This is a genomic window from Pseudonocardia sp. GCM10023141 (genome assembly GCF_042653605.1).
In genome coordinates this window covers 43,988-66,407 of record NZ_JBHSIR010000021.1, presented here as the reverse complement: position 1 = coordinate 66,407, position 22,420 = coordinate 43,988, and the positions used below count along the sequence as shown (strand labels likewise).

Here is a 22,420-nt window from a genome sequence, read left to right as displayed (position 1 = left end):
GACCTGTCGGCCCCTCACCGCATCACGGCGGTGGGGGGCCCGGCCGGGTACTGCCGCGCACCAGCAGGGCGAACGGCGTCTGCACGTTCTCCGCCGCAGGCGCCGCCTCGGCGACGCTGCGCCGGTGGATCATGTCGACGGCCGTCTCGGCGATGGCCGCCTTGTCCGGTGCGATCGTGGTGAGAGAGGGCAGGCTGTAGGCCGCCTCCTCGGTGCCGTCGAATCCGACCACCGCCACCTCCTCCGGCACGCGCACGCCGCGCTCGGCGGCGGCGAACAGCGCGCCGACGGCGAGCAGGTCGTTGAAGCAGAAGACCGCGTCGGGCGGGTCGGCGCGATCGAGCAGCCACCGCATCGCCTCGGCCCCGTCACGGCGGTGATAGTTGCTGGCCGGTGCCACGAGGTCGCCACGCTGCGGGAGTCCGGCGGCGGCGAGTGCCGCGCGGTAGCCCGCCAGCCGCAGCGCGGCCGTGCCCCGCCGCGGGTTGTCGCCGATCACCGCGATCCGCGTGCGACCCAGCTCGATCAGGTGCTCGACGGCCGCTCGGGCCGCTGCGACGTTGTCGATCGCCACCCGGTCGAACGGGACGTCGACAGCGTGCTCGCCGAGCACCACCATCGGGACGCCGGGTGCCAGCTCGGCGAAGTCGGCCTCCTCCAGCGCCTCCGGGCTGACCAGCGCCCCGTCGATGAGATGGGGGCCGAGCGAGGCCAGCGTGGCCCGTTCCAGGTCGCGGACGCCCTGGGTCTGTTCGATCAGGACGTTCCAGTCGCGCTGGTGCGCGGCGCCGATGACGAGCCCGGTGAGCTCGGCGAAGTAGGGCACCGACAGCTCGGGGACCACGAGCGCGATGAAGCCGGTGCGGCCGCGGCGCAGGTTGCGAGCGCCGAGGTTGGGGCGGTATCCGGTGGCCGTGAGCGCCTCCTCGACCCGTCGCCGGTTGTCGGCCTTCACGAACGCGTAGCCGTTGACGACGTTGGAGACGGTCTTGACCGACACGCCGGCCAGCTCGGCGACATCCTTCAGCGTGACGGCCATCGGCGCCTTCTCCCGTCTTTCCATCGTTGTTCCAACGATGTATAACATGTCTGCCTGACGTCGAGTGATGCCCATCACCCGTCCGGCTCCGCTTGTTCGCCGGTCCCAAAGGAGCGACCTTGTCCACCATGGTCACCACGTCGCGCTCGCGACGGTCCCGGGTCGTGGTCGTCGCGGCCGCGATCGCCACGCTCGCCCTCACCGGATGCGCCAAGGCCGAGACGGCCCCGTCCGCCCCGTCCGGCAGCGGTGGCCCGGCCGCCACCGCCGGAGCCCAGCAGGCCGGCGGCGCCACCTGCACGCTGGAGCAGACCGGCTACCCGAAGGTGGACCTCAAGACCGCGATCGTCGGGTTCTCGCAGTCGGAGAAGGAGGGCAACCCCTTCCGCATCGCCGAGACCCAGTCGATCAAGGACGAGGCCGCCAAGCTCGGCATCGCCGCCGACCACCTGCTGCTGACCAACGCCCAGAGCGACCTGAACAAGCAGGTCAGCGACATCAAGTCGATGCTGGCGCAGGGCGCGCAGCTGCTGATCGTCGCGCCGCTCAACTCCGACGGCCTGCAGCCCGCACTCGACGCCGCGAAGGCGAAGAAGGTGCCGGTGGTCACCATCGACCGCAAGGTCACCTCCCCGCCGTGCTCGGACTACCTCACCTTCATCGGATCGGACTTCGTCTCGCAGGGCAAGCGCGCCGCCGACGAGATGATCCGCGTGACCGGCGGTACCGGGAAGGTCGCGATCCTGCTCGGATCGTCGGGCAACAACGTGACGACCGACCGGACCCAGGGCTTCAAGGACCAGCTCAAGACGGCCGCCGGGCTGTCGGTCGTCGTCGAGCAGACCGGCGACTTCGAGCGCGCCAAGGGGCAGTCGGTGATGGAGCAGCTCATCCAGAGCAACCCCGACATCACCGCCGTGTACGCCGAGAACGACGAGATGGGAATCGGTGCGGTCAACGCGCTGAAGGCGGCAGGCAAGACGCCGGGCAAGGACGTCAAGGTCGTGTCCGTCGACGGCACGCGCAACGCCGTGCAGCTGATCGCCGACGGCAGCTACAACGCCGTCATCGAGTCCAACCCGCGGTTCGGACCGCTGGCGTTCCAGACGCTTCAGCAGTTCGTGGACGGCAAGCCGATCGCGAACAGCGTGATCATCTCCGACGACCAGTACGACGAGACGAACGCCGGCCAGAAGGTCGCCAACGCTTACTGAGGACCAGGTGAACCAGCAGGAAGCACCCGTGCTCGAACTCGTCGACGGGTCCAAGACCTTCGCCGGCACCACCGCGCTGGACCACGTGTCCTTCGCGCTGCGTGCCGGCGAGGTGCACGCGCTCGTGGGGGAGAACGGTGCCGGCAAGTCGACGCTGATCAAGGTGCTGACCGGCGTCCACCAGCCCGACGGTGGCGAGCTGCTCCACCGCGGGCGCCCGGTGCGGTTCCTGCGCCCGCTGCAGGCCCAGCAGGCCGGGATCTCCACGATCTACCAGGAGGTCAACCTCATACCCTTGCGCAGCATCGCGGCCAACGTCTACCTCGGCCGCGAGCCGCGCACCCGGCTGGGTCTGATCGACTGGCGGCGCACCAACGCGATGGCGCGGGAGCTGCTCGCCGACTACGGCGTCGACGCCGACGTGCGGTTGCCGCTCGCCGGGCTGGGCGTCGGAGCGCAGCAGATGGTGGCGCTGGCCAGGGCCGTCTCCACCGAGGCCGACGTCGTGATCATGGACGAGCCGACGTCCTCGTTGGAGCCCCGGGAGGTCGAGACGCTGTTCTCGGTGATCGACCGGCTGCACGGCGAGGGCATCGCGATCCTCTACGTCAGCCACCGGCTCGACGAGCTGTACCGGATCTGCGACCGCGTCACGGTGCTGCGTGACGGCAGGCTCGTCCACACCGGAGCGCTCGCCGACCTCCCGCGGATCGAGCTGGTCTCCCACATGCTGGGCCGTTCCGTCGGCGACATCGCGGCGCACGGGTCCACCACGTTCACCGAGGGCAGCCACGCCACCAGCGAGCCGCTCCTGCGCGTCGAGCACGTCGGCAGCGGCCCGCGCCTCACCGACGTGTCGGTGTCCGTGCGGCCGGGGGAGGTCGTGGGCCTGGCCGGCCTGCTCGGCTCGGGACGCAGTGAGACCGCGCGGGCCGTCATCGGGGCGCTGGCCCGCGACCGCGGCACCGTCGTGATGGACGGGCGACCGGTGCGGTCGGGCAGCGTGCCCGCGGCGATGCGCGCCGGGCTCAGCATGCTCGCCGAGGACCGCAAGGCGCACGGCATCATCTCGAACCTCTCGGTGCGGGAGAACATCGTGCTCGCCGCGCTCCCGCGGCTCTCGCGCCTCGGTGTGATCGACCGGGCCCGGCAGGACCGGGTCGTCGAGACGTTCATGAAGCGGCTGCGGATCAAGGCGTCGAGCCCGGACCAGAAGGTCGCGGAGCTCTCCGGCGGCAACCAGCAGAAGGTGCTGCTCGCCCGCTGGCTGTGCACCGAACCGCGCATCCTGCTGCTCGACGAACCCACGCGCGGCATCGACATCGGCGCGAAGGCCGAGGTACAGGCACTGATCGACGACCTCGCCGCCGACGGCCTCGGCGTGCTGCTGATCTCATCGGACATGGAGGAGCTCATCGAGGGGTCGGACCGCGTGGTGGTGCTGCGCGACGGCGCCGTGGTCGGCGAGCTGGCCGGCGCGGACGTCACCGAGGCCGCGGTGCTGGCCGCGATCGCAGCGGAGTCTCCCGAAGCTGGGTCGCCCGATGCTGCAACTCCCGGTGTTGGGAGCGCCGCCGATGGCTGAGACGACGGTCGTCGACACCGAGCGCATCACGGCCCGCGGTGGTGCGGGCCGGTGGCTGCAGGACTACGGCGTCTACGTCGCGGTCGCGGTGCTGGTGCTGTTCAACCTGCTGTTCACCGCCAACTTCCTGTCCGGTGCGAACCTGCGGACCCAGCTCGTGCAGGCCGCCCCGATCTGCATCGTGGCGCTCGGCATGGCGCTGGTCATCGGCACCGAGGGCGTCGACCTGTCCGTCGGCGCGGTGATGGCGCTGACCGCCGCGCTCATCCCGCTCTACCTCGGCTACGGCGCCGGTCCGGCGGTCGTCGTCGCGCTGCTCGCCGGCCTGCTCGCGGGCCTGTTCAACGGGGTGCTGGTCGCCTACGTCGGTATCCAGCCGATCGTCGCGACGCTCGCGCTCCTCGTGGCCGGGCGCGGGCTCGCGCTCGTGCTCGCGGGTGGGCAGCTCGTCGACGTCCGGGACGCGTCGTTCCTCGCGCTCGGCAGCGGCGACCTGTTCGGGATCCCGGTCAGCGTGCTCGTCGCGGCGGTGCTCGCCGTGCTCGCCGGGCTGCTCGTGGCCCGCACGACGTTCGGCCGCAGGCTCGTCGCGATCGGTGGCAACCGGGAGGCGAGCCTGCTCGCCGGGCTGCCGGTACGGCGCGTGCTGGTGGCGGTCTACGCGATCTGCGGGGTGCTGGCCGCGGTGGCGGGGGTGCTCGCCACCTCGCGGCTCGGCGCGGGCGACCCGGCCAACACCGGCCTGCTGATGGAGCTCTCGGCGATCACGGCGGTGGTCGTGGGTGGCACCCCGCTGACCGGTGGCCGGGTCCGGATCCTCGGCACCGTGATGGGTGCGATCCTCATGCAGCTCGTGCGGGCGACGCTGATCAAGCACAACCTGCCGGACTCGTCGGCGCAGATGATCCAGGCCGCGATCATCGTGGTCGCGGTGTACATCGCTCGTGAGCGGAGCAGCCGATGACGGCCCCCACCGTGTCGCCCGGCCGCCGGGCCTTGGTGGCCGGGCTGCTGCAACGCCAGGGCGCGGCCGTCGTGCTCGTCGTCGTGGTGGTCGTGGCCTGGCTGGCGTTCCCGCGGTTCGGCACCGGCGACAACCTTCGCGACCTCGCGCTGCAGAGCTCCTTCCTCGCCGTGATCGCGCTCGGCATGACGTTCGTGATCATCACGGGCGGCATCGACCTGTCCGTCGGGTCGGTGTACGCGCTGGGCGGGGTGCTGGCCGCCTACGGCTCGCGGTTCGGTGTGGTGGTCGCGCTGTTGCTGCCGCTGGTGGTGTGCGGCGCGATCGGGCTGGTCAACGGCCTGCTCGTGGCGCGCACCAGGATGGCGCCGTTCATCGTCACGCTGGCCGGCCTGCTGTTCGCCCGCGGCCTGCTGCTCCTGATCACCAGCGAGGGTGCCACCACGTACAAGATCGAACCCGACTCGGCGTTCCTGTGGCTCGGGCGCGGCACGATCCTCGGGATCGGCGTGCCCGTGTACGTCGCGGTCGTGCTGTTCCTGCTGGGCGGGCTCGTGCTGCAGCGCAGCCGGTTCGGGCAGTCGGTGTTCGCCACCGGCGGCGCCGAGAGCTCGGCCCTGCTGATGGGGCTGCCGGTGGCGCGCACCAAGGTGCTCGTCTACACCGGCAGCGGCCTGCTGGCCGGGTTCGCGGGAGCGATGACGGCGGCGTACCTGCAGTCCGGGGTCACCGTGATCGGGGTGGGCACCGAGCTCGACGCGATCTCGGTCGTCGTCATCGGTGGCACGTTGCTGACCGGCGGGGCCGGCTCCGTGCTGGGCACCATGATCGGGGTGCTGCTGCGCAACGTCATCCAGAACGTGATCAACCTGGTCGGCAGCCTCGACAGCAACATCCAGTCGGTGGTGAGCGGCGCGTTCCTGCTGATCGTCGTGATCATCCAGCGGGCGCTGTCCCGCTCGCGCGGCGGAACCTCGTCCCGGGGTCCCGCCCGGCAGTCTGCGAAGTCCATCGGGTCCGGCCGGGGCGACGTCGAGCGGTCACGCACCGGTCGGACCTGAGCGGCGCTCGAGAAGCCGATCGATGAACCGGTCGAGGAGCACCGACCCGCCGAGCACGACGACGACGGCCGTGGCGAGTCCGCCGACGCAGTCCGTGAGGTAGTGCGTGTCCAGCAGCACCTGTGACCAGCCCATCCCGATCCCGCCGGCCAGCGCGCCGAGTGCGATCAGGACGAGCGCGAGGATGCGCCCGGCGCGGGTGGCCTCGACGAGGATCATGGCCACGACGATCCCGAACGCGGTCGCGACGGCGGTATGGCCGCTGGGATAGGAGAGGAAGTCACCGTGGATGGTGCGGTCCACCAGGGGTTTGAGGGCGGTCGTCGCCGCGGCGCTGGCGAGCGGCGCCGCGAACGCGACCGTGGCGAGCCGCAACCGGCCCATGCAGGCGCAGATCACGGCGCCGAGCACCACCAGCACAGCGACGGACCGGGCTTCGCCGTAGCCGTTGACGTTGAGCGCGGCCTGGATCGCCGATCGAGAGCCGGCACGGGTGGCCTCGGCCCACTGCGCGGCCGACCGGTCCAGTGCGCTGCCGGCATCGTCACCGGCGTAGCAGATCGCCAGCACGAGGACGATACATGCGGCCGCGACCGTGCCGATCAGGAACGGCGTCCGCAACCCCGGGCGCACCACCGGCGCCAGCCGTCGCCGCACGGTCGCTGCCATCACCGTCGGAACTCTGCTGCAGCGGACCCGCCGCACCGACGCATGCCCTGCCCGCCATCGTCCAGCAGGACCGTCACCCGATGACACCCCTTGCCGGTTGTGCGAACGTCCGGGGATTGACGTCGCCGGGCGGCCGGACGTCGTTACCGCGAGCGGATGCGGGTGCGGGACGGGCGGATGACCGTCAGGTAACGAATGCGGCAATGTGGGCGAAGGATCCATCACGCGCTGTCGGCAGTCGCCTGGGAGGTCCTGAGCAGTGGTGCGCAGGCTGTGCGTGGAGGAATGCTACGCGGATCATCTGCTCGGGCTGGCCGCCTTCGGGTTGCCGGGTTCGACCCGGCCCCTGCCTGCCGGTCCACTCGGCGAGCAGGAATGGGCGGCGTTGCTGCCAGCCGTCATCAAGCACCGGCTGAGCGGGCAGCTGCAGAGCGCGATCCGCGCGGGAGCCTTTCCGGCCACCCCGCAGCAGCGCGAACAGGCGACCGGCCTGCACCGGACCGCGGCGATCCGCGCGATGGTCGTCGAGGGCGAGCTGGTGGCGACGCTGGCGAAGCTGTCCGGGCACGGGATACCCACCCGCGTCCTCAAGGGTTCGGCCGTGGCACACCTCGACTACGCGCAGACCGCGGTCCGGTCGTTCAACGACCTCGACCTGCTCCTTCGACCCGGCGACTTCGACGAGGCGGTCCGGGTCCTCGTCGGGTCGGGTCTGGTCAGGACGCTCGCGGAACCGCGTCCGGGATTCGACCAGCGCTTCGACAAGGGAACGACCCTCCGCAGCCCCGCCGGCCTCGAGCTGGACCTGCACCGGACCTTCGTGCTGGGCCCGTGGGGTGTTCTCGTCGATATGGGGACCCTGTGGGAGACGGGGGAGGAGTTCGCCGTCTCCGGGGGCGTCGCGGTCGCGCTGTCTCGACCGAACCGCTTCCTGCACGCCTGCTACCACGCCGCGCTGGGTGACTGGCCCTTGCGGCTGGGCTCCCTGCGTGACATCGCCGAGATGCTCCCCGCCGTCGAGCGTGATGCAAGCGCTGTGCGCAGGCGGGCGGCCTCCTGGGGCGTGGAGGCCATCGCCGCGGCTGCGATCGCCGACACCCTGCGCCTGCTCGGTCTCGAGGCCGGAAGCACCCTGCGGGCGTGGGCCGTGGAGCGCGTTCCGAACCGGCGCGAGGAAACCTGGCTCGGGCTGCACACGCGGGAGAACAAGACGTTCGCGGCGCAGGCCCTCGCGACGATCCGGGCGCTGCCCGGGCTTCGCGACAAAGCTGCGTACGTGCGCGCGCTGCTCCTGCCGGACCAAGTCTACACGTCGGGTCGGCACGCGTCCGTGCTGGAGCGGTGGCGCTACGGGGTGCGCGAGATAAGGCGCGGGCGAAGCGCCGCACGGTAGCGCCCGCCTCGGGGCTACCGATCCGTCAAGGCTTCTCGATCGACATCGGATCGGCCGGAACGGGCTGCACCGTCGTGGCCAACCACGCCTGCTGCAGGAGACCCATCGTCGGAGCGTGCGGCGAGTCGGAGAGCCAGTTTCGGCGCAGCGCCTCAGGGTCGACGAGCGCGGTGTCGACGCCGTCGCCGGTCCAGCCGCGCGCGAACTCACGGGTCCGCTCGGTGAACACCGCGTGGGTGAAGACTGCCTTGGTGCTGCGTTCGAGGACGCTGCGGGGAAGCAGATCGCCGAACAGGGCACGCATCGTGGCGGTGCGGCCGGTCCACCCCCAGAAGCCCGCTGCCGCTGCGACGGACGCGACGAGGCCTGGTTCGGCGAACGCCTGCAGATATTCGACGTCGAGATCGTCGGCGAGAGCGCGGACCGTCTGGTAGCCGCGGCGGGCGCAACGACGTGCGGCGAACTGCCAGGCTCCGCGGCCGGCGTGCAGGGACTGGAAGGCGATGTCGTCCGCGTCGCGGCGGGAGAGGATCTGCTCGACCTCGGGGCGCACCCAGGGACGCAGGTAGGGATCGCGCAGGAACGCACGGCGACGCAGGGCGGCAGGCGCCAGCGCGCGGGCGGTGTCGGCGTAGACGGTCGGTGCGACCCGGCCCCAGCTCTTCAGCGTCTTCGTGAGCGGCGTGATCCGCTTGAGACCGAAGACCTCGTCGCCGCCCTCGCCGGTGAGAAGCGCGCCGCCGCGGGCCGCGTCCAGCATCCGCCAGGTGGGCGTCACGTTCGGCGGCCACATCACGCCGTACGCGCGCAGCAGTGGTGCAGCGACCGGACCGATCGGGTCGTGCTCGTCGTCCACGACCAGCACGACGCGTTCGGTGAGCCCAAGGTGGTCGAGGACCTGCCGCTGCCACGTGGACTCATCGGTGTCGGGCACGTCGGGGTAGGTCAGCGTGATCGGCACGGGGTCCGGGAGCCCCTCGCGGCGTGCGACCGCGGTCGCCGCCGCCAGCAGCACCGACGAGTCCCGGCCACCCGAGAACGCCACCATGCAGGGGGTGCGCCGGAGGTACTCGCACAGGATCAGGTCGAGGGCCGCCCGCGGGGACATGCCGTATGCAGGCGGCAGCGGATCTGCTTCGTACCCGTGCACCCATCCGCCTGCGGTCTCCAGCGCGTCCGTGCGGTAGGGGCTGGGCATCCGTCGTCCTCCGGCGATCTGGCGCTGGCGATCCGCAAGGTCGGCGTCCCGATCCGCCGACCTCGCAGTGGGATTGATCAGGAGTACGTGTTGTCGCCAAGGATCGGAATGATCCAAGTCAGGTTGTCCGAGGACTGGCCGAACAGGTTCGCCTGGGTCAGCTCCTCGACGGAGCCCAGCAGAGTGAGCTCGGGCGCTTCGTAGGTCTCGCGCATGTTTGCACCTCCTTACCCGTGAAGAATTCGGTCTTGCGACCGCGAAGTGGTCGAACCTCGCCATCGAGAGTCGGCCAGGAGAACGTCAGCGTTACGGGACGTGTGCGGAACGTGTGCTGTGCCTTAAGCTCCCGCCGGTGCGGGCGACCCGGGTCATGCAGGCGACGGCAGCAACGCCCCGCCTGATCCTGTCCGCGGCGCGCGAGGTGCGCCGGGCCGACGCCGCCGGTACCACCGTTGCGGCTGCGATGCAGGTCGTGAGCGCACTGGCGGCACTCGGGCTCGTCGCCGCGGCCAAGTTCACCTTCGATGCGCTCCTGCAGCCTGAGACGGCCGCTCTCGGGCTCGTACCTGCCTTGTTGGGTCTGGCGTTCATGACGGCGCTCTCGGGCTCCGTCGGGGCCCTGCAGACCCAGCAGAACCGGCTCCTGTCCGAGCGGGTCGGGCAACGTGTGTGGGATCGGATCCTCGACACGGCCGCTCGGGCCGATCTGTACACGTACGAATCGGCGGGATTCGCGACCGCGCTCGAGCGGGTCGAGCAGAACGCCGTCTCCCGGCCCTTCCTCGTCACTACATCGCTGCTCGGACTGCTCGGGAGCCTGCTCGGGGTCGTGACGATGTCGGCGGTCCTGATCGGCGTGGAGCCGCTGCTCGTGCCGATCCTGCTGGCGGCGGGCATCCCGGCCGTACTCCTGTCGCGCTGGGCCAGCAGGACCGAGTTCGCCTTCGCGGCGCGGCTCACGGCGACCTTCCGCAGGCGCAACTACGTGCGGGATCTGCTGACTCAGCGACCCTATGCCGCCGAGCTGCGCGCGTTCGGCTCCGGCGGCCACCTGCGCGGCCGCCACGATGAGCTCAACCGGACGTTCGAGGCCGAGCTGCGCAGCCAGGTGCGGCGGCGTCAGGTGATCGCCGTGCTCACCACCCTCGGCGTCGGGGTCGCGCTCACAGTGGCGCTGCTGGCGATCGTCGCGCTCGTGCGTTCGGGCCGGATCGATCTCGCTGCGGCGGGCGCGGCCGCCATCGCCGTCCGACTGCTCAGCGGCCAGCTCAGCACCGCGTTCGCCTCGATAGCCGGGCTCATCGAATCCGCACCGTTCCTCGCCGACCTGGAGCGTTTCGCCGCGTCAGCGCCCCCGGCCACACCTCCCGGGACGAAGCACGCACTCCGGAGCGGGGTGGCCCTGCGCGGAATCCACTTCCGCTATCCGGAGCAATCCCGGGCCGCGCTGGAGGCTATCGACCTCGATATCGGAGCGGGCGAGGTCGTCGCGTTGGTGGGCGAGAACGGCTCCGGCAAGACGACCCTCGCCAAGATCGTGGCGGGGTTGTACGAGCCCGACGAGGGCACCCGCGAGTGGGACGGCCGCCGTGCGTCCTCTGAGGACGTCCGCGCGTCGGTCAGCGTGATCCTCCAGGACTTCGTCCGCTACCAGATGTCGCTGCGGGACAACATCGTCGTCAGTGACACCGACAGGTCCGCATCGGACGACGCGGTGCTCGACGCTGCCCGTCGCGGCGGGGCACTGAGCGCGATGACGGACCTTCCGCACGGACTCGACACGATGCTGGGCCGCGATCTCGACGAAGGGCTCGACCTGTCCGGCGGTCAATGGCAGCGTGTGGCCCTGGCGCGGGCCCTCTACCGAGACACGCCGCTGGTGGTCCTGGACGAGCCCGCGGCAGCGCTCGACCCGCGTGCGGAGCACGAGCTGTTCGACGATGTCCGGCGTGTGCTGGGCGGCCGGTCGGCCTTGCTCATCTCGCACCGGTTCTCCAGTACGCGGATGGCAGATCGGATCTACGTTCTGTCACAGGGCCGGGTTGTGGAGCACGGTACCCACGACGAGCTGGTGGCCAGGGCCGGTCTCTATGCGGAGCTGTACACGCTGCAGTCCACCGCCTACCGGTGATCAGCGGGTTCCCATGGCCTCCGCTACAAGTCCGGTGAGGACGTCACGGTGGAACGGCAGGCCCCAGGGAACCCGCGCCACGAAGACTGGCACCCGCTCGACCAGGTCGGCGAGCGCTTGGAACTCGCGAGCAGTGGAATCCGGTTCGACCCACCCGACGACCCGAGGGAACGCGAGCAGCCGGACGAGCGCGTGCGCCAGCGGCAGCCGCTTCACCTCGAGCGCAGTGGCGTCCCTGCTCGGCATCGGCACCACGCACGCGCCGAGGGGCAGGGTGGGCTCGGTGCACACCGTGGAGCGCAGCCCGAGCCGTCCGTCGGCCGTGGGTCGGACGTCGGCCGGATCGGCCGCCTCGGCGAGCTGGCGTGCGCTCATCCGCAAACGGCTCTCGATGCCGCCCAGATGAACCCGCGGCACGTCGGCCGTCGCGAGGTCGACCCGGAGGACATCGTCGCTGAACAGCTCATATCCGATGCCGCACAGGGCGGCCGCCAGCGTCGACTTGCCCATGCCGGAGGCTCCGACGAAGGCGAGTGCCCGCCCGTTGCAGTGCACGGCGCTCGCGTGCAGCGCGAGCTCGGCCCGCAAACGGATGTGGATGGCGATCAGTGCCCCGGCGGCCAGCACGGAGACCAGGCCGGGATCGGTGCCCGGGTGCAGGTGGAAAGTGACGTCGGCGAGGCCGGCGTCACCGCCGAACTCGCATAGGCCGGGATACCGGAGCACCGTGCGGGCGCCGTCGCGGGTGAGGCGATACAGCGGTCCGCCCTCCCGCCGGTCCATCGTGGCGAGCAGCGTTCCCGGCGGATCCTGCTCCGGCACGTGGTATCCGTCGCCCCGTCTCAGCACGAGATCGGCACGGTCGACGACCGGGCCCGACGGTAGGGCGAGCTCCACATCGGAGGCCACCGACAGGCCGTGGGCGAAGTAGCTGTGCACGACCGTCACCCTCCCTTCGGCAGGCCGAGCGTGGCGAACGCCGAGGCGGTGGGGTCGAGGGTCCGACCATCGAACTCGAGCCAGGAATGGGCGGAGAACGCTCCGCTCTCGGTTCGCCGGACACCGATGCGCAGCGCCGGACCCTCGCGACGGAGGCGGTGCCCGATCAGGAGGCAACGCCGCAGGCACGAGTCACCCGCGGGCCAGTGCGCGATGACCATCGTCGAGGCGAGGACCCTTCGCCGGACGCGCCGCGGCAACCGGGCGGCCACCTCCGAGGGCGGGCTGGAGTCGGCAGGGTCGTATTGCACACCGAGCATGCGGCAGGTCGTGGGCAGGTCCTGGGTGCGCAGCAGCACCTCGACCGCGACCATCGTGGCGGCAGCGATCAACAGCTCCCACACTCCGATCATCCAGCGGCGGACCCGCTCAGTGGAGGAGCTGCGCGTCACGGAGTCGTCCGATGAACTTCTCCACGTCCTGGCGGGCGGTGTCGCCGTCGATCTCGTACTCCGCGACGACGGCCGCCACCAGGTCATCGACGTCGACGTCCTCGCCGAGCAGTTCGAGAAGTCGGCTGCCCACCCCTGTGGCGGTGAAGTACTGCGACGTCGGCAGGCTGAGCACGATGGTCTCGTTGCCAAGGGCGCGCAGTGAGACGTCAGAGGAACGCAGGCGCATCGATGACGACCTTTCCGCAGAGCTGCTGGCGGGGAGCCGGAGCTCACTACGAGGTCGGGTCGGGCGTACGGTGCGTTACTCGGGTGCTGGCGGAGGCAGGTCGAAGCCTTCGGAACACGCGGGGTCGAGACCAGGCTGTCGCGGATTGCAGGAAGGCCACCTTGCCGCAAGAATCCTGCGGCAAGGTGGCCTTCCTGCAACGCGAGCGGGCGGCCGTGTCCGCCGCGCGGGAGCAGCCATGGTGCAGGGTCTCGAGGTGCGGCTCGACACGCGTGACGTCGACGCGGCCCGCGAACAGGTGGCGCGGTCCTACTGCCCGCACGAGCTGGCTCCGCGGGCCGCCCGCGGGTTCCGGGCCCGGCATGCCGATGTCGGCGGTGTCGATCTCGGCGTGTTCGACCTGTCCTACGGCGACAGTCCGGTGCGGGTGTCGCCCGTGCCGTTCGGCGACTTCGTGCTCGTCTCCCGGCCGATCACCGGCCGGTTGACGGTGCACCACGGGCGACGTGAGATCTCGGTCGGTCCCGGCCAGGCGGTGGCGCTCGACGCTCGTTCGGAGCACCGTCTGGAGTTCGGGGCCGGCTGCCGGCTGCTGACCGTGAAGCTGCCGTGCGCGGTGCTCGACCGGGCAGCGGCCTGCCGTCCGGGCGGCGTCGGCACCGGCACGCCCGCAGATCCGCGGGCGTGGGACGCGGTCTCGCGCTTCCTGCTGCGCGAGGTGATTCCGCACGGGCTGCTCGCCAGCTTCCGGATGCAGACGGCTCGGGAGTCCTACCATTTCATCCGGGCGATCATTCCGGACGTGCCCGCCACGTTCGCCGCCAAGCTGATCGGCCGGCCCGCGTGGCGGCGTCCGGCTGACCTCGCACACCGTAACCCGTGCTCGCAGGGTTTGGAACGTGTGCGACGACCGGCGTCGGTATGCGAAGTCGGCTGCAGTGGCGGGGCCCCTCACCCTGTTCCAGCTGGTGAGGGGCCGTTCCTGCATGTCAACCGGATGGTGCCCCCGGCAGGATTCGAACCTGCGCCACCGCCTCCGGAGGGCGGTGCTCTATCCCCTGAGCTACGGGGGCCGTACCGCGACAACCCTAGCGCACGCCCCGTTCCTAGGACGGCAGCAGGGTGCCGCCGCGGGCCGCCAGCAACTGCTTCATGTACTCCACCTCGCTGGCCTGCGAGCTGAGCATCTGGGACGCGAGGTTGCGGACCTGCGCCACCTCCGCGCGCTGGGCCGCGTAGGTGAGCATCGAGCTGCCGCCGACGTGGTGGCGGATCATCAGCTGCAGGAACGTCACGTCGAGCTGGGTGCCGGTGGTGGCGCGGAAGGCGCGCAGCTCGTCGTCGGTGGCCATGCCGGGCATCGTCGCGACGGGACCGCCGGTGCCACCCATCGCCGCCATGCCGTCGTGGGCGGGCGCCGCCGCCATCCAGGCCATGTAGCCGCCGACGGGCAGCACGGGGGCTCCCCACAGCTCCAGCCAGCCCTGCATCTGCCCGACCTGGCCCTCCTGCGTGGCCTCGATGTCGGACGCGAGCAGCTTGAGCTTGGGGTCGCTGGTGTGGTCGCGCTCCCACGACGCCATCTCGACGGCCTGCTGGTGGTGCACGGACATGTCCTGGGCGAACCCGACGTCGACGGAGTCGGCGGTGGGCGGCGCCGGGGTCTGCCCGGGCAGCGTGAACAGCAGGCCGGCGATGGCGCCGACCAGCAGCAGCGTGACGGCCAGCCCGGCGATGATCACCGTGCGGTGCCATGGCGCGCGGGGTGCGAGGTCGTCGGGCGACGGCTGCGTGTCGAGTTCGGGTGGTGCGCTCACCTGGACCATGATGCCCGGCTATTGGCCGGATCGCCGCTGGTGTCGCCGCCGGTTCAGCCCGTGGGGGCGCCCGCGTCGGGGACGACGGCCTGCGCGTCGGCGGAGACCTCGGGTGCCGCGCCGGGTGCGCCGGGGGCCGGAGCCGGGACGAACGGCGGCGGGTTGTCCTGCGAGAACACGGTCGGGTCGGTCTCGTTGCAGCTCGCCCGCGGCTCGGGGAACTGGTAGGTGTTGAGCCGCAGCGCGGAGATGAACTCGTCGATGCGCGGGTCATTGGCGTCCGAGAGCTTCAGCTGGTGGCCCCACGACTGCAGCGAGATCGGCTGGTCGAGGCCGGGGTAGGGCGACATGACGGTGTACTGCTGGCCCGTCACCTTCGCCTTCAGCGTGTCGAGCGCGCCACCGGTGACCTGGTCGGGGTTGTAGGCGATCCAGACCGCGCCGTGCTCGAGGGAGTGCACGAGGTTCTCGCTGCGCACCGCGGTCGGGTAGACGACGCCGTTGCAGGACGCCCACGCGTAGTCGTGCGAGCCGCCGAAGGGCGGGCTGTGGGTGTAGGCCACCTGCACGGTGCGGTCGATGTGCTGACCGCCCGCGTACTTCTGCGCGACGACGCCCTGGATCTTGGTGGACGGGTCCTGGTTGGTGGCCGACGGTGTGTAGGCGGCCAGCGAAGCGGCCTTGGCGTCCTTGTCGTTCTTGGTGACCACGTAGTAGCCGACCACGCCGCCCGCGAACAGGACGACGACCAGGATCGCGGCGATCAGGGCCCACGGGGTGGAGCGCTGGTGGACGACCGCCGCACGCGCGTTGCGTACCGCCTTGCTGTTCTTGCCGCTCGCCATCAACCCGTCCAGACCTCTCGGAACCCGGCCGTCCCCGGGAACGACCGCTCGACCCGGGAGTGTAGGAGCGGCACCTGAGAAGGGCGTGAGCAGCACCTCTTAGACTCGTGACGTGACCCCCGCCCTGCTCGCCGAACTCGTCCGTGCCGCCGCTTCCGACGTGCTCACCCGACGCGGCCTGGACATCTCGACGCTGCCCGGTGACATCGGGGTCGAGCGGCCGCGCAATCCCGAACACGGCGACTACGCCACCAACATCGCGATGCGGGTGGCGAAGCCCAACGGCGTGTCCCCGCGCGATCTGGCCGGCTGGCTCGTCGAGGAGCTCGCCACGCGCGAGGGCATCGCCTCCGCCGAGGTCGCCGGGCCCGGCTTCATCAACCTGCGGCTCGCCACCGCCGCACAGGGCGCGATCGTCGCCGACGTGCTCGCGGCGGGGCTCTCCTACGGCACCGGCGACGAGTACGCCGACAAGAACGTGAACCTCGAGTTCGTCTCGGCCAACCCGACGGGCCCGCTGCACCTGGGTGGCACCCGCTGGGCCGCGGTCGGCGACGCGCTGGGCCGGGTGCTGACCGCCCGCGGCGCGAAGGTCACGCGGGAGTACTACTTCAACGACGCCGGAGCCCAGATCGACCGGTTCGTCAACTCGCTGATCGCCGCCGCCACCGGCGCGCCCACCCCGGACGACGGGTACGCGGGCGCCTACATCGACGAGATCGCCGCGCAGGTGCTCGCTGCCGCGCCCGACGTGCTGGCCCAGCCCGACGCCGAGCGTGCCGAGACGTTCCGCCGGGTCGGCGTCAACCTCATGTTCGACGAGATCAAGCGCGCCCTGCACGAGTTCGGCACCGACTTCGACGTCTGGTTCCACGAGAAGTCGCTGCACGACTCGGGCGCGGTCGACGCCGCGGTGGCGCGGGTCAAGCAGAGCGGCAACCTGTACGAGGCCGACGGCGCCTGGTGGCTGCGCAGCACCGAGTTCGGCGACGACAAGGACCGCGTCGTCATCAAGAGCGACGGCAACCCGGCCTACATCGCGGGTGATCTCGCGTACTTCCTCGACAAGCGCAACCGCGGCTTCAACCTGTGCATCTACATGCTGGGTGCCGATCACCACGGCTACATCGCCCGGCTGAAGGCCGCCGCATCGGCGTTCGGCGACGATCCGGACGTGGTCGAGGTGCTGATCGGGCAGCTGGTCAACCTCGTCAAGGACGGCAAGCCGCTGCGGATGAGCAAGCGCGCCGGCACGGTCGTCACGATGAACGACCTCGTCGACGTCGTGGGCGTCGACGCCGCGCGGTACTCGCTGATCCGCTCGTCGATCGACTCCACGCTCGACATCGACCTGGACCTGATCAGCAGGCGCAGCAACGACAACCCCGTCTTCTACGTCCAGTACGCCCACGCGCGGCTCGCCTCGCTGGCCCGCAACGCGGCCGACGTCGGGCTCACGCAGGGCACCGGGTTCGGGCTGCTGGAGCACCCGCGCGAGGGTGATCTGATCCGCACGCTCGGCGAGTTCCCGGCGGTCGTCGCGTCGGCCGCCGAGCTGCGGGAGCCGCACCGCGTCGCCCGCTACCTCGAGCAGCTCGCCGGGGCCTACCACAAGTTCTACGACGCCTGCCGCGTCCTGCCGATGGGCGACGAGGAGATCACCGAGCTGCACCGGGCCCGCCTCGCGCTGTGCGTGGCGGCTCGCCAGGTGCTGGCCAACGGCCTCGGCATGCTCGGCGTCTCGGCCCCGGAGCGCATGTGATGCGGGCGCATCCCGCCGGGCCACTGCACGCCGGCATCCAGGCCCCGCCGGAGACGGCCGGGCTCCGCCCGCTCGACGCGGCCGGTCTCGACGAGCTCGCGCCCGCCGTCTGGCCGCGCAGCGCCGCCCGCGACACCGACGGTGCGTTGCGCATCGCCGGGGTGGACGTGCGTGATCTGGCGCAGGAGTACGGCACGCCGCTGTTCGTCATCGACGAGGCCGATTTCCGCAGCCGCGCGGCGGAGTTCGCCGCCGCGTTCGGTGCCGGTTCGGTGCACTACGCCGCCAAGGCCTTCCTCTGCACGGAGGTGGCGCGCTGGGTGGCGGCCGAGGGGCTCTCGCTGGATGTCTGCAGCGGCGGTGAGCTGGCGGTCGCGCTGCGTGCGGGCTTCCCCGCCGAGCGGATCGCGCTGCACGGCAACAACAAGTCCACCGAGGAGCTGGTCGCCGCCGTCGAGTCCGGGGTCGGACGGGTCGTGCTGGACTCGTTCCACGAGATCGTCCGGCTCGACGCGATCGCCCGCGAGCGCGGTGTGGTGGCCCCGGTGATGATCAGGGTCACGGTCGGCGTCGAGGCGCACACCCACGAGTTCATCGCCACCGCCCACGAGGACCAGAAGTTCGGGTTCTCGATCGCGGGCGGCGAGGCGAGCGTGGCGGCGGAGGCGGCGCGGCGGGTGCTCAAGGCCGATGGCCTCGAGCTGGTGGGCCTGCACAGCCACATCGGCAGCCAGATCTTCGACACCGAGGGCTTCGAGGTCGCGGCGCACCGGGTGGTGCGGTTCCTCGCCCAGCTGCACAAGGAGCACGGCTCGGACGCGCTCGCGGCCGTCACCACGTTGGATCTCGGCGGCGGCTTCGGCATCGCCTACCGTGCCGACGAGACGCCGCTCGACGTCCCTGACCTGGCGGAGGAGCTGCGGGGCATCGTCAAGAAGGAGTGCCACGCCGCCGAGCTGGACGTGCCCCAGATCGCCGTCGAGCCCGGCCGCGCCATCGCCGGGCCCGGCACCGTCACGCTCTACGAGGTCGGCACGCTCAAGGACGTGCCGATCGGCACATCGTCGGCGCGGCGGTACGTGAGCGTCGACGGCGGCATGAGCGACAACGTCCGCACGGCGCTCTACGACGCGGTCTACGACTGCCGGCTGGTCTCCCGCTCGGTCGAGCGCGACGGCAGCGGCGACGCCGTGCTCTCGCGCGTGGTCGGCAAGCACTGCGAGAGCGGCGACATCGTCGTGCGCGACTGCTGGTTGCCCGCCGACCTCGCCCCCGGTGACCTGCTGGCCGTCGCCGCCACCGGTGCCTACTGCTACGCCATGGCGAGCTCGTACAACCGGCTCCCGCGCCCGGCGGTCGTCGCCGTGCGCGACGGCGCGGCGCGCGTGTTGCTGCGGCGCGAGACCGTCGAGGACCAGTTCCGGCTCGAGGTTTCTCCGTGAGGCGGCCCACCCGACGGGCATGGGCCATGGTCGAGCACGCGATGATCGGAGAGTGGCAGTGAAACCGATCCGCGTCGCGATGCTCGGCTGCGGCACAGTGGGCGGCGAGGTCGTGCGGTTGCTGCGTGAGCAGGCCGCGGAGCTGAGCGCGCGCGCGGGTGCCCCCTTCGAGATCGTGGGCATCGCCGTCCGGCGCCCGCACAAGCACGCCGAGCTGGGTGAACTGCTCACCACCGACGCGTCGGCGCTGGTCACGCGCGACGACGTCGACGTGGTGGTGGAGGTGATCGGCGGCATCGAGCCGGCCCGCACCCTGCTGCTGGAGGCCCTCAAGGCCGGCAAGTCGGTGGTCTCGGCCAACAAGGCGCTGCTGGCCGAGGACGGCGCGGCGCTGGCGGAGGCGGCCGATGCCTCGGGTGCCGACCTCTACTACGAGGCGTCGGTCGCGGGGGCGATCCCGCTGCTGCGCCCGCTGCGGGAGTCGCTCGCGGGCGATCGCATCACCCGGGTGGCCGGCATCGTCAACGGCACCACCAACTTCATCCTCTCCGCCATGACGGCGTCGGGCTCGAGCTACGCCGACGCGCTGGAGGAGGCCACCCGGCTCGGGTACGCCGAGGCCGACCCGAGCGCCGACGTCGACGGCTACGACGCGGCGTCGAAGGCCGCGATCCTGGCCACGATCGCCTTCCACACGCGTGTGACGTCGGCCGACGTGCACTGCGAGGGCATCCGCAACGTCACCTCGGCCGACATCGCCGCCGCGGCCGGCATGGGCTGCGTGATCAAGCTGCTCGCCATCTGCGAGCGCCTGCCGGCCAGCGAGACCGCGCCGGAGTCGGTGTCGGCACGCGTCTACCCCGCGATGATCCCGGCCACGCACCCGCTGGCGTCCGTCGACGGCGCGTTCAACGCGGTCTTCGTCGAGGCCGATGCCGCCGGGCAGCTCATGTTCTACGGCCAGGGCGCCGGTGGCGCTCCCACAGCGAGCGCGGTGCTGGGTGATCTCGTCGCAGTCGCCCGCAACAAGGTGATGGGCGGACGGGGCCCGCGCGAGTCGTCCTACGCGCGGCTGCCCGTGATCCCGATGGGCAGCGTGCCCACCCGCTACCACGTCAGCCTCGATGTCGCCGACCGCGCGGGGGTGCTCTCGACCATCGCGGGCGAGTTCGCCCGCCACGGCGTCAGCATCGCTGCGGTGCGCCAGACGGGCGTCGGCAACGGGGGAGCGGCGGCCCGGCTCGTCGTGGTCACGCACGCGGCGCCGGAGTCGGCGCAGGCCGCCACGGTCGCCGTGCTGGCGGGACTGGATGCGGTCCACGGTGTCGACAGCGTGCTCCGGGTCGAGGACCTGGGGCGAAAGGGAGTTGCCGGGTGACAACCGCGTGGAGCGCAGGCGGAACGCGCATCGACAGAGTCGTCAAGCTCGCCCGCTGGCCGGGCGTGATCGAGGCCTATCGCGACCGGATGCCCGTCGAACCGGGCTGGCGGATCATCACCCTCGGCGAGGGCGGCACGCCGCTGCTGCCGGCTCCGCACCTGTCCGAGCTCACCGGCTGCGAGGTCTTCCTCAAGGTCGACGGCGCCAACCCGACGGGGTCGTTCAAGGACCGCGGGATGACGATGGCGGTCACCGCCGCGCTCGCGCAGGGCGCGCAGGGTGTGATCTGCGCCTCCACCGGCAACACGTCGGCCTCGGCCGCCGCCTACGCCGCGCGCGCGGGGATGACCTGCGCCGTTCTGGTGCCGCAGGGCAAGATCGCGCTCGGCAAGCTCGCCCAGGCGGTGGCGCACGGTGCCCGCATCGTGCAGATCGAGGGCAACTTCGACGACTGCCTCGAGCTCGCCCGCAAGACCTCGGCCGAGTACCCGGTGGCCGCGCTCGTCAACTCGGTCAACCCCACCCGGATCGCCGGGCAGGCCAGCGCCGCGTACGAGATCTGCGACGAGCTGGGCCGCGCGCCCGACGTGCACTGCCTCCCCGTCGGCAACGCCGGCAACATCACCGCGTACTGGGCCGGCTACCGCGCGTACGTCGCAGATGGACTGATCACGGACGCTCCGCGCATGTTCGGCTACCAAGCGGCCGGGGCGGCGCCGCTCGTGCACGGCGCACCGGTGCGCAACCCCGAGACCATCGCCACCGCCATCCGGATCGGCGACCCCGCGTCATGGGGCTCGGCCATGGCGGCGCGCGAGGAGTCCAACGGCAAGTTCGCCGCCGTCACCGACGACGAGATCCTCGCGGCCTACCGCCTGCTCTCGGCGCGGGAGGCAGTCTTCGTCGAGCCGGCGTCCGCGGCGAGCGTCGCGGGCCTGCTGCAGTCCACGGCCGACGGCTCACTGCCCCGCGGATCGCTCGTGGTGTGCACCGTCACAGGACACGGTCTGAAGGACCCCGACACCGCGCTGCTCACCGCACCGGCACCGGTCGTCGTGCCGATCGACCCGGCAGCGGTCGCGGCCGCGCTGGAGCTGGGCTGATCCATGGGAAGGCCTCGGGAAGTGCGCGTCCAGGTGCCGGCCTCGTCGGCCAACCTCGGCCCCGGATTCGACTCGCTCGGTCTCGCGCTCGGCCTCTACGACGACGTGGAGGTGTCGGCCTCCGACACCCCCGGCGTCACGGTGGAGATGCTCGGCGAGGGCGCGGGCCGCGTGCCGTGCGACGAGTCGCACCTCGTCGTGCGCGCGATGCGCGTGGCGTTCGACGCCGTGGGCGATGCCCCGGCGGGGCTGCGCCTGCGGTGCCACAACGCCATCCCGCACTCGCGCGGCCTGGGCAGCTCGGCGGCGGCCGCCGTCGCGGGCGCGGTGGCGGCGATCGTGCTCGCCGGCCGCGATCCGGAGCTGGAACGGGATACGTTGTTGCAGGTCACGGCGGGTATGGAGGGTCATGCCGACAACGCTGCCGCCAGCCTGTTCGGCGGTTTCGTCGTCGCATGGGAGACCGATTCGACGGCGCCGGACCGCGAGCTCCCGTCGTCCGGGAATACCGCGGGCCGCTTCCACGCTGTACGGCTCGACGTTCATCCGGGCATCCGCCCGCTGGTGTTCGTCGCGGGCACCGAGTCGCTGACGGCGACCACGCGCGGGCTTCTTCCCGAGCGCGTCCCGCTCTCCGATGCAGCCTTCACCGGCAGTCGCACCGCGCTCGCGGTACTGGCCTTCACCCAGCGCCCCGAGCTCCTGCTTCCGGCCACCGAGGATCGCCTGCACCAGCCCTACCGGCGTCCGGCCTATCCGGAGTCGGCTCTGCTGGTGGATTCGCTGCGAGCACGTGGGGTGCCGGCCACCATCTCCGGTGCCGGTCCCACCGTGCTCGCGCTGACGTCGGACGGCGTGGTGCCCGACGGGATCGACATCGGCGGTTTCACCGCCATGGAGTTGCCCGTCGACGCGGTAGGGGCGCGGGTCGAGGTCGGATAGCCGTTCCTCGGCGTGTCACGGTGGGGGGGTTGTTGCCGCGACCAGTGGGAACGGGCTACCCTCGCACCTGCAACGGCGATCCACGCGTCATCTGCGTGGCCACTCGAGCCGGGCTCGATAAATCCGAGGTCATGTGGCGCTTCACGCGCCTCCAGATCCGGTATCGGACCGAGCGGCCTCTTCCGCGAACCGTCGCAGTGATCGTCGCCCCGCCAGTCGGTGCGGCCGCTGTTCCCGCGACCCGTTGATCGACA

20 protein-coding genes, 1 tRNA gene and 1 pseudogene are annotated in these 22,420 nt (G+C 71.4%); 12 read left to right on the top strand and 10 right to left on the bottom strand.

Going from position 1 to position 22,420, the window contains the following annotated elements:
• Positions 1-22: 22 nt before the first annotated feature.
• The gene (locus tag ACFPFQ_RS10610) at positions 23-1,039 is read right to left on the bottom strand and encodes a LacI family DNA-binding transcriptional regulator (RefSeq protein WP_379617355.1); all 1,017 of its coding nucleotides are present in this window, start codon (positions 1,037-1,039) and stop codon (positions 23-25) included.
• 128 nt (positions 1,040-1,167) lie between these two features.
• On the opposite strand from ACFPFQ_RS10610, the gene ACFPFQ_RS10605 reads away from it, so the two are divergent.
• Genes ACFPFQ_RS10605 through ACFPFQ_RS10590 form a run of 4 tightly spaced genes read left to right on the top strand, consistent with a single transcriptional unit; the run spans position 1,168 to position 5,863 of the window.
• Complete coding sequence (locus ACFPFQ_RS10605; RefSeq protein WP_379617608.1) at positions 1,168-2,253, top strand: ABC transporter substrate-binding protein; 1,086 nt, start codon at positions 1,168-1,170, stop codon at positions 2,251-2,253.
• A 7-nt stretch (positions 2,254-2,260) separates the two neighbouring features.
• The gene (locus tag ACFPFQ_RS10600) at positions 2,261-3,838 is read left to right on the top strand and encodes a sugar ABC transporter ATP-binding protein (RefSeq protein ID WP_379617353.1); all 1,578 of its coding nucleotides are present in this window, start codon (positions 2,261-2,263) and stop codon (positions 3,836-3,838) included.
• The gene (locus tag ACFPFQ_RS10595) at positions 3,831-4,802 is read left to right on the top strand and encodes an ABC transporter permease (protein WP_379617351.1); all 972 of its coding nucleotides are present in this window, start codon (positions 3,831-3,833) and stop codon (positions 4,800-4,802) included. Before ACFPFQ_RS10600 ends, ACFPFQ_RS10595 begins: the two co-directional genes overlap by 8 nt.
• Complete coding sequence (locus tag ACFPFQ_RS10590) at positions 4,799-5,863, top strand: ABC transporter permease (protein ID WP_379617349.1); 1,065 nt, start codon at positions 4,799-4,801, stop codon at positions 5,861-5,863. The genes ACFPFQ_RS10595 and ACFPFQ_RS10590 overlap by 4 nt, the downstream gene beginning before the upstream one ends.
• Here ACFPFQ_RS10590 and ACFPFQ_RS10585 read toward each other — a convergent pair.
• Positions 5,843-6,532, bottom strand: a complete 690-nt coding sequence (locus ACFPFQ_RS10585) for a phosphatase PAP2 family protein (RefSeq protein ID WP_379617606.1) — start codon at positions 6,530-6,532, stop codon at positions 5,843-5,845. The two genes, ACFPFQ_RS10590 and ACFPFQ_RS10585, sit on opposite strands and share 21 nt — an antisense overlap.
• A 277-nt stretch (positions 6,533-6,809) precedes the next feature.
• On the opposite strand from ACFPFQ_RS10585, the gene ACFPFQ_RS10580 reads away from it, so the two are divergent.
• The gene (locus ACFPFQ_RS10580) at positions 6,810-7,925 is read left to right on the top strand and encodes a nucleotidyltransferase family protein (protein ID WP_379617347.1); all 1,116 of its coding nucleotides are present in this window, start codon (positions 6,810-6,812) and stop codon (positions 7,923-7,925) included.
• 25 nt (positions 7,926-7,950) lie between these two features.
• Here ACFPFQ_RS10580 and ACFPFQ_RS10575 read toward each other — a convergent pair whose 3' ends face one another.
• Both ACFPFQ_RS10575 and ACFPFQ_RS10570 read right to left on the bottom strand, forming a co-directional pair.
• Complete coding sequence (locus ACFPFQ_RS10575; RefSeq protein ID WP_379617345.1) at positions 7,951-9,123, bottom strand: asparagine synthase-related protein; 1,173 nt, start codon at positions 9,121-9,123, stop codon at positions 7,951-7,953.
• Between the two features lie 77 nt (positions 9,124-9,200).
• Entirely contained in the window at positions 9,201-9,338 is a 138-nt protein-coding gene (locus tag ACFPFQ_RS10570; RefSeq protein ID WP_379617343.1) for a lasso RiPP family leader peptide-containing protein, read from the bottom strand.
• A gap of 137 nt (positions 9,339-9,475) precedes the next feature.
• On the opposite strand from ACFPFQ_RS10570, the gene ACFPFQ_RS10565 reads away from it, so the two are divergent.
• The gene (locus tag ACFPFQ_RS10565; RefSeq protein ID WP_379617341.1) at positions 9,476-11,254 is read left to right on the top strand and encodes an ABC transporter ATP-binding protein; all 1,779 of its coding nucleotides are present in this window, start codon (positions 9,476-9,478) and stop codon (positions 11,252-11,254) included.
• Here the strand turns inward: ACFPFQ_RS10565 and ACFPFQ_RS10560 are convergent, their stop codons facing one another.
• From ACFPFQ_RS10560 to ACFPFQ_RS10550, 3 genes are read right to left on the bottom strand one after another with little or no spacing between them, the layout of a single operon-like run.
• The gene (locus tag ACFPFQ_RS10560; RefSeq protein ID WP_379617339.1) at positions 11,255-12,202 is read right to left on the bottom strand and encodes a hypothetical protein; all 948 of its coding nucleotides are present in this window, start codon (positions 12,200-12,202) and stop codon (positions 11,255-11,257) included.
• Positions 12,199-12,606: a lasso peptide biosynthesis B2 protein gene (locus tag ACFPFQ_RS10555; protein WP_379617337.1), complete on the bottom strand. Its 408-nt coding sequence runs from the start codon at positions 12,604-12,606 to the stop codon at positions 12,199-12,201. The genes ACFPFQ_RS10560 and ACFPFQ_RS10555 overlap by 4 nt, the downstream gene beginning before the upstream one ends.
• A 16-nt stretch (positions 12,607-12,622) precedes the next feature.
• The gene (locus ACFPFQ_RS10550; RefSeq protein WP_379617335.1) at positions 12,623-12,874 is read right to left on the bottom strand and encodes a PqqD family protein; all 252 of its coding nucleotides are present in this window, start codon (positions 12,872-12,874) and stop codon (positions 12,623-12,625) included.
• Between ACFPFQ_RS10550 and ACFPFQ_RS10545 the strand changes: the two are divergent.
• Positions 12,822-13,547 (top strand): annotated as a pseudogene (locus ACFPFQ_RS10545) (cupin domain-containing protein); the annotation flags it as partial. The gene ACFPFQ_RS10550 and the pseudogene ACFPFQ_RS10545 overlap by 53 nt on opposite strands.
• A 325-nt stretch (positions 13,548-13,872) precedes the next feature.
• Here ACFPFQ_RS10545 and ACFPFQ_RS10540 read toward each other — a convergent pair.
• The 3 genes from ACFPFQ_RS10540 to ACFPFQ_RS10530 all read right to left on the bottom strand — a co-directional run bounded on the left by ACFPFQ_RS10540 (position 13,873) and on the right by ACFPFQ_RS10530 (position 15,536).
• A tRNA-Arg gene (locus ACFPFQ_RS10540) sits at positions 13,873-13,947 on the bottom strand.
• Positions 13,948-13,980: 33 nt separating this feature from the next.
• Positions 13,981-14,700, bottom strand: coding sequence for a DUF305 domain-containing protein (locus ACFPFQ_RS10535; RefSeq protein WP_379617333.1), 720 nt, complete (start codon positions 14,698-14,700; stop codon positions 13,981-13,983).
• A gap of 44 nt (positions 14,701-14,744) precedes the next feature.
• A complete protein-coding gene (locus tag ACFPFQ_RS10530) occupies positions 14,745-15,536 on the bottom strand; it encodes a DUF3105 domain-containing protein (protein WP_379617331.1) in 792 nt (263 codons plus the stop codon).
• Between the two features lie 112 nt (positions 15,537-15,648).
• On the opposite strand from ACFPFQ_RS10530, the gene argS reads away from it, so the two are divergent.
• The 5 genes from argS to thrB all read left to right on the top strand — a co-directional run bounded on the left by argS (position 15,649) and on the right by thrB (position 22,166).
• Positions 15,649-17,298 carry an arginine--tRNA ligase gene (gene argS / locus ACFPFQ_RS10525; protein WP_379617329.1) on the top strand — a complete coding sequence of 550 codons (1,650 nt, stop codon included), beginning with the start codon at positions 15,649-15,651 and terminating at the stop codon, positions 17,296-17,298.
• The gene (gene lysA / locus ACFPFQ_RS10520; protein ID WP_379617327.1) at positions 17,298-18,740 is read left to right on the top strand and encodes a diaminopimelate decarboxylase; all 1,443 of its coding nucleotides are present in this window, start codon (positions 17,298-17,300) and stop codon (positions 18,738-18,740) included. Before argS ends, lysA begins: the two co-directional genes overlap by 1 nt.
• 52 nt (positions 18,741-18,792) lie before the next feature.
• A complete protein-coding gene (locus ACFPFQ_RS10515) occupies positions 18,793-20,118 on the top strand; it encodes a homoserine dehydrogenase (protein ID WP_379617325.1) in 1,326 nt (441 codons plus the stop codon).
• An 89-nt stretch (positions 20,119-20,207) separates the two neighbouring features.
• Positions 20,208-21,224: a threonine synthase gene (thrC, locus tag ACFPFQ_RS10510; RefSeq protein ID WP_379617604.1), complete on the top strand. Its 1,017-nt coding sequence runs from the start codon at positions 20,208-20,210 to the stop codon at positions 21,222-21,224.
• 3 nt (positions 21,225-21,227) lie between these two features.
• The gene (gene thrB, locus ACFPFQ_RS10505) at positions 21,228-22,166 is read left to right on the top strand and encodes a homoserine kinase (RefSeq protein WP_379617323.1); all 939 of its coding nucleotides are present in this window, start codon (positions 21,228-21,230) and stop codon (positions 22,164-22,166) included.
• Positions 22,167-22,420 lie beyond the last annotated feature (254 nt).

Excerpts from the sequence above, each read along its gene's own strand:
- ACFPFQ_RS10610 (WP_379617355.1), bottom strand. The coding sequence starts at position 1,039 with ATGGCCGTCACGCTGAAGGATGTCGCCGAGCTGGCCGGCGTGTCGGTC.
- ACFPFQ_RS10605 (WP_379617608.1), top strand. The coding sequence starts at position 1,168 with ATGGTCACCACGTCGCGCTCGCGACGGTCCCGGGTCGTGGTCGTCGCG.
- ACFPFQ_RS10595 (WP_379617351.1), top strand. The coding sequence starts at position 3,831 with ATGGCTGAGACGACGGTCGTCGACACCGAGCGCATCACGGCCCGCGGT.
- ACFPFQ_RS10590 (WP_379617349.1), top strand. The coding sequence starts at position 4,799 with ATGACGGCCCCCACCGTGTCGCCCGGCCGCCGGGCCTTGGTGGCCGGG.
- ACFPFQ_RS10585 (WP_379617606.1), bottom strand. The coding sequence starts at position 6,532 with ATGGCAGCGACCGTGCGGCGACGGCTGGCGCCGGTGGTGCGCCCGGGG.
- ACFPFQ_RS10575 (WP_379617345.1), bottom strand. The coding sequence starts at position 9,123 with ATGCCCAGCCCCTACCGCACGGACGCGCTGGAGACCGCAGGCGGATGG.
- ACFPFQ_RS10570 (WP_379617343.1), bottom strand. The coding sequence starts at position 9,338 with ATGCGCGAGACCTACGAAGCGCCCGAGCTCACTCTGCTGGGCTCCGTC.
- ACFPFQ_RS10555 (WP_379617337.1), bottom strand. The coding sequence starts at position 12,606 with ATGATCGGAGTGTGGGAGCTGTTGATCGCTGCCGCCACGATGGTCGCG.
- ACFPFQ_RS10550 (WP_379617335.1), bottom strand. The coding sequence starts at position 12,874 with ATGCGCCTGCGTTCCTCTGACGTCTCACTGCGCGCCCTTGGCAACGAG.
- ACFPFQ_RS10535 (WP_379617333.1), bottom strand. The coding sequence starts at position 14,700 with ATGGTCCAGGTGAGCGCACCACCCGAACTCGACACGCAGCCGTCGCCC.
- ACFPFQ_RS10530 (WP_379617331.1), bottom strand. The coding sequence starts at position 15,536 with ATGGCGAGCGGCAAGAACAGCAAGGCGGTACGCAACGCGCGTGCGGCG.
- lysA (WP_379617327.1), top strand. The coding sequence starts at position 17,298 with ATGCGGGCGCATCCCGCCGGGCCACTGCACGCCGGCATCCAGGCCCCG.
- thrC (WP_379617604.1), top strand. The coding sequence starts at position 20,208 with ATGCCCGTCGAACCGGGCTGGCGGATCATCACCCTCGGCGAGGGCGGC.
- thrB (WP_379617323.1), top strand. The coding sequence starts at position 21,228 with ATGGGAAGGCCTCGGGAAGTGCGCGTCCAGGTGCCGGCCTCGTCGGCC.